Genomic DNA, 435 nt, shown 5'->3' with positions numbered 1-435 from the left:
GCCGAGTACGCGGCAAAAAAGTCTGTGTCGGAGAGTGCGGTATCCACCCAACCGACTGCTACTTCCGGGCCTTCTGCAACAGCCCCAGCGGCCGATGCCTCGGAGCCGGATTTCAAGACCGTCACCGAAGCCATCATCAAGATGAACAAGACGCTCGGCGCGACGGACCCGCTGAAGGGTCGCCAAGCCGTGCTTGACGTTATCGCCAAGTTCCTCGGCACCAGCGAAGGCAAGAAGGTTCCCGACCTAGCCAGCGTTGGTAAGAACGCCGAGATTCTGGCCTACGTCGAGTCGAAGATGGCTCCCGAGGCATCTGACGCCGACCTGGGTATCTGACCGCCGGCAGGGGTGTCACTTGGGTACCTACCACGCAGTAAAAAACCCATCCTCGGCCAAGCGCTGGGGCGGGCGACAAGCCTGCACGGCCTCGATCAA

General features: G+C 61.4%; 1 protein-coding gene. It reads left to right on the top strand.

The window, feature by feature from the left end:
* A partial coding sequence (locus CKO35_RS17595; protein ID WP_200177402.1) for a hypothetical protein occupies window positions 1-336 on the top strand: 336 nt, incomplete at its 5' end.
* Between the last annotated feature and the right edge of the window lie 99 nt (window positions 337-435).

It is taken from the genome of Ectothiorhodospira shaposhnikovii (assembly GCF_016584105.1).
GTDB lineage: Bacteria > Pseudomonadota > Gammaproteobacteria > Ectothiorhodospirales > Ectothiorhodospiraceae > Ectothiorhodospira > Ectothiorhodospira shaposhnikovii.
Note: the sequence above shows the minus strand (reverse complement) of the source record. Positions and strands in the feature narration are given on the sequence as shown.